Origin of the sequence: Myxococcus sp. RHSTA-1-4 (assembly GCF_020037125.1) — a bacterium.
Taxonomy (GTDB): domain Bacteria; phylum Myxococcota; class Myxococcia; order Myxococcales; family Myxococcaceae; genus Myxococcus.
Genome location: NZ_JAIQDG010000049.1, coordinates 64,808 through 71,864 on the forward strand (window position 1 = coordinate 64,808; position 7,057 = coordinate 71,864).

Annotated in this window: 4 protein-coding genes; 3 read left to right on the forward strand and 1 reads right to left on the reverse strand. The window is 70.3% G+C overall.

The features are described from left to right. Positions 1-30: 30 nt before the first annotated feature. Genes K8638_RS40785 through K8638_RS40795 form a run of 3 tightly spaced genes read left to right on the forward strand, consistent with a single transcriptional unit; the run spans position 31 to position 6,296 of the window. Positions 31-4,602: a hypothetical protein gene (locus K8638_RS40785; RefSeq protein WP_223760177.1), complete on the forward strand. Its 4,572-nt coding sequence runs from the start codon at positions 31-33 to the stop codon at positions 4,600-4,602. Positions 4,603-4,647: 45 nt separating this feature from the next. Beyond that, positions 4,648-5,883, forward strand: coding sequence for a GNAT family N-acetyltransferase (locus K8638_RS40790; protein ID WP_223760178.1), 1,236 nt, complete (start codon positions 4,648-4,650; stop codon positions 5,881-5,883). Further along, positions 5,865-6,296, forward strand: a complete 432-nt coding sequence (locus K8638_RS40795) for a serine O-acetyltransferase (RefSeq protein WP_223760179.1) — start codon at positions 5,865-5,867, stop codon at positions 6,294-6,296. The genes K8638_RS40790 and K8638_RS40795 overlap by 19 nt, the downstream gene beginning before the upstream one ends. A 118-nt stretch (positions 6,297-6,414) precedes the next feature. On the opposite strand, the gene K8638_RS40800 is transcribed toward K8638_RS40795, so the two are convergent. Continuing rightward, positions 6,415-6,765 (reverse strand): hypothetical protein, encoded by a 351-nt coding sequence (locus K8638_RS40800; protein WP_223760180.1) that lies wholly within the window; start codon positions 6,763-6,765, stop codon positions 6,415-6,417. Positions 6,766-7,057: the final 292 nt, after the last annotated feature.

Sequence of the window (7,057 nt, forward strand, 5' to 3'; positions counted from 1 at the left end):
TCCGGGGCGATGCATCGCTCTGCCCACGACATGCGACCGTCGTCTGAGCTGCTGGAAGACCTGCTCCTGGAGGCCCTCCCTCCCCTCTACCGGCGCGTACGCCAGGCTGTCGTGACGAGGCTGGCCCGCCGTCTGCAAGACTCCTGTCCACGCCCACACGGCGGAGGAGATGGACACGCGCTGTGGCTGCGCGAGGCCTTGCAGGCCCTGGTGGCGGAAGTGGCCGTGGTGGACGCGGACGCCGCCGCCCTCACCCGGCGCTACAACGAAGCAGCGGACGAGACAGCACGCCGGCAGGTGCTGGTGGACCACCTCACCGAGACGGTGAAGGACCGGAAGGAGCGCCGCGAGGACCTGCGCGCGTTGGACCGGTGGATGGGACTGGATGCCCTGCGCGAGCGGCTGGAGCGCAAGCGGCACCGTCTCCTCCACGAGGAGGAGACGGCGCTGCGGTGCCTCACCGGCGTGCTGCGGCGGCTGGATGAAGAAACGCGCATCACGCACGCGGCGGTCCTCGCGTCCCTCGCGAGCGAGCTGCTGAACCGTGCAGTGGGCGCGCCGCGAGCACAGAACCGGCTGGCCGCGCTGGAGTGCTTCCACGCGCTGGTGCGGCAAGCGCCCGCGTCCGCGGCGGGGCTGCTGGAGGCCGGCCCGGTGCTGTCGGGCCTCGTGGGCCAGGAGGACACGAGCCCCTTCTTCCAGGCGGAAGCGCTGCGGGCGCTACTGGTGACGGACCCGCTCGCGGGCGTCGCCCTGCTGCGCCAGCGGATGCGCGGCCCCTACCCTTCCGCGAAGGACTTCCTCTTCCGGAGACAGGCGCTGGAGCTGGCCACGCCGCTGCTTCCCGCCGAGCACCTGCTCCCCCTGCTGACCGAGGCGGCCACGCACGACCCGAGCGAGTTCGTGCGCATGGGCCTGTGCGGACTGCTGGCGCCCCGGAGGGAGGGCCAGTCACTCCTGCGGCAGCTCGCGGGCCTGGATGGAGCCACGCAGAGTCCTCGCGTGCGCGCCGCCGCGGTGCTCGCCGCCGTGGAGGCCGCGCGCCAGGAGTCCTCGGTCCGCGACTCCGCCCTCGGCCTGCTGGTGGACGTCCTCCTCGGAGACACCCACGCGCTCGTGCTGCGAGTGGCCTGCGAGCAGGCCGCGGCGCTGGCGGAGACACTCGGCGGCGCGGGCCTGGGTGAGACGCACACGCGGCTGACGGAGGCCCTCACCACGCTGCGCACGCGCCCTGGCACGGAAGGTCCGGTGCTGGAGACCGCGGCCAACGCCGAGCAGGTGCTCCGCCGGACCGCCGACCCCGCGCGGCTGGCGTGGACGCGGTACCTCGCGCAACGGGTGGAGCAGCTCCGCCCCGGTGGCCGCACGAAGGTGACGCTAGAGCCGCTGCCGGACGGGCTGCCGCCGATGCCGGAGGAGCCGGCCTGGCTGGGCGCCATCCTCGCGGACCTGTCTCGGGACGGATACGGCCTCTACGCGGAGCGCACGGAGCGCGCGCTGACGCTGTGGCAGGGAGACCGGAAGAAGCGCCGGCTGTGGCGCATCCTCCACGAGCTGCGCACGCCCGCGCCCAACAAGCGTCAGGCCTTCCTGCACACCACCGGCCGGGTGATGCCGGGCACACTCCGGGCGCACCCGGGGCACCTGGACGAAATCACGGAGACGGTGGTGCCGGGCGAGCGAGTACACGTGGCCAGCCAGGGCGGCTGGGGCCGGCACCTTCCCACCGTGGATGACCTGCTGGACCTCCCGCTGCGCGCGAATGGCAAGGTGCACCTGTTCAGCAGCCACGGCACCACGGTGCTGGTGCCTCCGCCCTCACTGGCGCGGCGGCTGCGCAACCGGCTGAAGGTGACGCGCGAGTACCAACGGCTGTCGGCGCTGCGGCTCACGTCGCTGCAAGGTGAAGAACCGCGCGAGCGCCGCCGCTTCGTGGAGCACGTGGAGAAGGACCTCGGCGTGCTGGTGCACTTCTCGCCGTACGAGTCGCGGGCGCCGGTGCCGCGCACGCTGTCCACCCTCTTCGGGGACCCGGACGCGCGCCAGGGTCCGCGGCTCCACTCGTCCACGCTGGCGGGACTGGAGAGCGGCTTCCTGGCGCTGCTCGCCGAGCGCATCATGGAGAGCGAGGGCTACTTCCTGGGCACCGGCGGCAACGGCGTCGCGGCGCTCGGCATCTTCACGGCGGCGCTCTTCACCGTCTTCCTCGGGGAGACGTACGTCAAGCGCCAGCGGGTGCGGCAGGCGCGCGCCCAGATGCCGCTGTGCATCGGCGGCTGGGGCACGCGCGGCAAGTCCGGCACCGAGCGCCTGAAGGCGGCGCTCTTCACCGGCCTGGGCTTCGACGTCTTCGCGAAGACGACGGGCTCGGAGGCGATGTTCGTGCACTCCGCGCCGGGCGGCGCGCCGGCGGAGTTCTTCATCTTCCGTCCCTACGACAAGGCCACCATCTGGGAGCAGAAGGACATGGTGGAGCTGGGCGCGCGCCTGGGCACGGAGGTCTTCCTCTGGGAGTGCATGGCCCTGCAGCCCAACTTCGTGGAGCTGCTCCAGAACGATTGGATGAAGGATGACCTGGCCACGCTGACCAACGCGTACCCGGACCACGAGGACATCCAGGGCCCGGCCGGCATGGACGTGGCGTCCGTCATCACGAAGTTCATGCCGAAGGGCGGCCGGGTGGTGACGACGGAGGACCACTTCCTGCCCCTGTTCCAGCGGGCGGCGAAGGACGGCGGCACGGCGCTGCACCACAGCGCGTGGTGGGAGGCGGAGCTGATTCCGGAGGAACTGCTCGCGCTGTTCCCCTACCGCGAGCACCCGCGCAACATGGCGCTGGTGGCCACGCTGGGCGAGCAGCTCGGCGTGCCACGCTCGTACGCGCTGGCGCTGATGGCCGAGCACGTCCAGCCGGAGATTGGCGTGCTCAAGGTCTTCCCGAGCGCGAAGGTGCGTGGGCGGAAGCTGACCTTCATCAACGGGCACTCGGCCAACGAGCGCACGGGCTTCCTCAACAACTGGCGCCGCACCGGGCTGGACACGGTGGAGCCGGAGACGCAGCCGGACCGCGCCGTCATCACCGTCATCAACAACCGGTGGGACCGCGTGGCGCGCTCGGAGGTCTTCGCGCGCATCATGGTGGAGGACGCGGCGGCGGACCGGCACGTCCTCATCGGCACCAACCTGGAGGGCCTCCAGAAGTACGTGCGTGACGCGCTCGACCGCTACCTCCAGCGCACCGAGGTGGTGGCCCCGGAGGACCTCGTCCCAGGCGCGGACGCGAGCAGGCCCGAGGCGCGCCTGACGCGCGAGCTGGCGCGGCTGAAGATTGCGCGGCCCACGCCCAGGGCCTTCCTGGAGCGGCTGGGGCTGTACGCGCGGGGCGCGGGCCTCACCGCGGCGCGCACGCCGGAGCTGGTGGCGGCGGTGGAGTCGGCGCTCGGCGCGGCCGATGACGAGCTCCATGTGGCACGGGTCCGCCAGGCGCTGGAGCGCGAGATGGGCCCGGTGCTGGACGCGGCGCTGCGCGAGACGCCGGTGCGCGAGGACCCGGCGGCTCCGGAGGTGCTGGCTCCGGCGACGAAGGACGAGGTGCGAGAGCACGCGCTGTACACGCTGGCAAGGCTCGTGGTGCACGCGCGGCTGCGACGGGCGCTGCCCGGGGCGGGCTCGGAGGACGGCGCGGTGGCGGAGTTCCAACGGAAGTTCCGCGAGGCGTACCGAGAGCTGTACCTGGAGCTTCTCGTGCCGGTGAACGACGCGGGGGCCACGGGCGACCAGGTCATCGACGCGTGCGCGCGCGCCGTCCCGCCGGGGCTGAGCGTGAGCATCATGGGCGCGCAGAACATCAAGGGCACGGGCCTGGACTGGGTGTACCGGTGGCGGGCGCTGGACCGGGTGGGCTCGGCGCTGGAGGCGCTCCAGAAGGGCTCGGCGGAGTCCCGGCGGCGTGCCCTGGAGTCGCTGGAGACGTTCGCGGACTCCGGACTGGTGGACTCGGGGATGGCGCGGGTGGTGCTCCCCAGGCTGGCGCTGCGTGCCCAGAATCCCGATGAGGCCGAGCGGATGCGCCGCCTGGCCGAGCGGGCCCGGGCGACGCACGATGCGAGGCTGGCGGCGCTGCGGCACACGGGGACGGAGACGCTCATGCAGTCCGTCACGCGCAAGGTGGAGAAGGTGTTCGACTACCTGGACAGCGTGCAGCGGCGGAGATTGAGCGAGCTGCTGCTGGAGGACCTGGTGAACGGACGCGTGTCCCACGCGCGGGCGGCGCTGGAGACGCGCAAGCTGTACGAGCGGCAGAAGGGAGGTTGGTTGCTGGCGGGGTTCGGCAAGCGCAAGCCGGAGGAGCGCATGCAGCCGGTGGAGCCGCAGCCGGTGGCGCGGGAGCCGGTGGCTCCTCCGCCGCTGCGAGAGGTGTTCGAGGAGGCGTTGGAGGCGCAGCGCGACGACGTGGCGGTGCCGGTTCCCCGGCCCGTCCCGGGCGAGCCCAACCCGGTGGTGGGGGCGCCCGCGAAGCCCAAGGAGGAGCGCGAGCCGGCCGCGAAGGATGCACCGGTGGCACGTGCGCCGGTGGACGACGCGGGGGAACCGGCGAACTGAGTGAATCGAGCCCGGGACGGACGCGACAACCGAGGAGAGGATTTCATGGAGGAGCTTCCCTTCCCCAGGGCTCCCGGCGCCGCCAACGTGTCGAGGGGCACGCGTGCCGAGGCCGGAGTCCCAGGAAAGAACAAGGTCGCACTGGGGGCACGGCGGCGGGCGATGTACTACGCGCGCCAGGGCTCCATCCGCGTGAGCGAGGTGCGCGACCTGGCCGGGTTCCACGCGCTGGCGCGGGAGTGGAATGACCTGGTGGCGCGCACGGACGACCAGGTCTTCTACCGGCACGAGTACGTGAGCTGCTGGCTGCGGCACTTCGCGCCGGAGGCACGGCTGCGCATCCTGACGGGGAGGGACCTCGAGGGCAGGCTGGTGGCGGTGCTGCCGCTGCGTGCGGCATGGGGGCGACAGTACGGGCTGCCGGCGCGGCAGTTGCTGTCGCTGACGAACAAGCACTCATGCCGTTTCGACTTGCTGGCGGAGGACCCGAAACGCGCGGGCAGGGCCTTCCTGCGGCACCTGCTGAAGGACCGGAGCTGGGACATGCTCCGGCTGGCGGACGTGCCCGAGGGCGGCGCGGCCTTCGCGATGCTGGGAGCGGCGAGCAAGGCGGGGCTGCCCTGTGGCACGTGGGAGAGCGCGCGCTCGCCGTACCTGCTGCTTCCGGGGACGGTGGACGCGTGGCAGCGCGAGCGAGGGAAGAACGCGAAGCCGCTGCGGAGACGGCGGCGCAGGCTGGAGGAGCGCGGCCGGGTGACGCTGGAGCGGGTGACGGGAGGCGAGCGGCTGGCGGAGCGGCTGGCGGAGGGCTTCGCGCTGGAGCGCAGCGGCTGGAAGGCGCGGCGCGGGACGGCGATTGCGCAGAGCCAGAAGCGGCTGGCCTTCTACACGGACCTGGCGCGGGTGGCGGCGAGGGCCGGATGGCTGGGGCTGTACTCGCTGCGGCTGGACAGGCGCGCCATCGCGTTCCAGTACGGGCTGGAGTACGGGGGGCGATACCTGGCGATGAAGCCGGGCTACGACGAGTCCTTCGCGGAGGTGAGCCCGGGGCAGCTGCTGACAGAGGAGCTCATCCAGGACTGCATCGGCCGCGGGCTGGCTGAGTTGGACCTGCTGGGAGATGAGGCACCCTTCAAGCGCGAGTGGACGGAGACGGTGCGCCCGCACCACTGGCTGTTCATCTATCGCGCATCACTGAGGGGCCGGGCGCTGTACCAGGCAAAGTTCCGCTGGGTCCCCGTGGCCCGGCGAATGGTGGCGAAATGGGTCCGACGGCGCTGACCTTCTACCGGGCCGCGAAGCGGCTGAAGACGCTGGGCGTGCCCCTGCTGCCGGAGGTGGTGGCAGCGATGGGGAAGCGCATGCACCAGTGCCACGTGGATTTGGAGGCACGGCTCCACGCGAGCGTGGAGCTGGGCTACGGCGGCATGGGCGTGGTGGTCGCGCCCGGCGTGGAGATTGGAGAGGGGAGTTTCCTCTCGCAGAACGTCAGCGTGGAGCCGAAACTCGGGGTGCCGGGGGCGCCGCGGCTTGGGCGCAATGTGTTCGTCGGAGTGGGCGCGCACATCCTGGGCCCCGTCACGGTGGGTGACGGGGCCGTGATTGGGGCGAACGCGGTGGTGACGTCCGACGTTGCCCCCAGGGCGGTGGTGGCCGGGATTCCCGGGCGGGAGCTGAAGCGCAAGGCTTTGTAATTGACAGAGCAGCTCAGCTTCGTGCAGGCGAAGTGGCGTCCGATCGACGCTGCCGCCAACGGGCGACAGGTTGGACAAATTTCAATCAACTCGATTCACGACCGAAATACGCAACTGGCTATCCCAAGGCATTTTCCAACGGGACAATCAACCTCTGCGATGCGCTCCCGACCGTGGCAACAATGAACATGCTACCATTTGGCAATTGAACCATCGGCGCTGACCATGCCCGTGTGCCATAGGGCAGCACGAGGTGCCCGATCTCAGTCCGTTCAGGAAAACCGTAGTCATAAGCTACTCCACCCCGCTCAAGGAATTCACGGTGCTTTTCGAACTCCTGAAAGGGAACAAGCAGTCGCTGTGGCGCATGCACAAGCTTTCCAAGGCCAGCCTGCGCCAGCACCTCAGCCAACTCTCCTGCTGAAAGCGCAATCAGCCCAGCCACAAGTCTTTCATTACCTTTCGACATTCCTGCACCTCCAGGCAATCATTATCGGAATCCACATCTTACCTCAGGAGAAAAACCATCCCGTTCGCAACATGGGCAGCACACCACAGACCCATTTCGTCCGCTATTCCCCTTTATCTTCTTGATATTGTAGTGCCCCGGGTAATTTGGGCACAGGCCAGTGTCGTGCGGCTTGGGTTTGTCGAGGCGTTCACCCTGACAGAGTAGCTTGTCGGGACTAGCCCGGATCGATCACGGGTAGAGGGAACACCGCGTAGCGACCGACCGATAAGTGGAGAGTTCTCAAGGCTTT

Excerpts from the sequence above, each read along its gene's own strand:
- K8638_RS40785 (WP_223760177.1), top strand. The coding sequence starts at position 31 with ATGCGACCGTCGTCTGAGCTGCTGGAAGACCTGCTCCTGGAGGCCCTC.
- K8638_RS40790 (WP_223760178.1), top strand. The coding sequence starts at position 4,648 with ATGGAGGAGCTTCCCTTCCCCAGGGCTCCCGGCGCCGCCAACGTGTCG.
- K8638_RS40795 (WP_223760179.1), top strand. The coding sequence starts at position 5,865 with ATGGGTCCGACGGCGCTGACCTTCTACCGGGCCGCGAAGCGGCTGAAG.
- K8638_RS40800 (WP_223760180.1), bottom strand. The coding sequence starts at position 6,765 with ATGTCGAAAGGTAATGAAAGACTTGTGGCTGGGCTGATTGCGCTTTCA.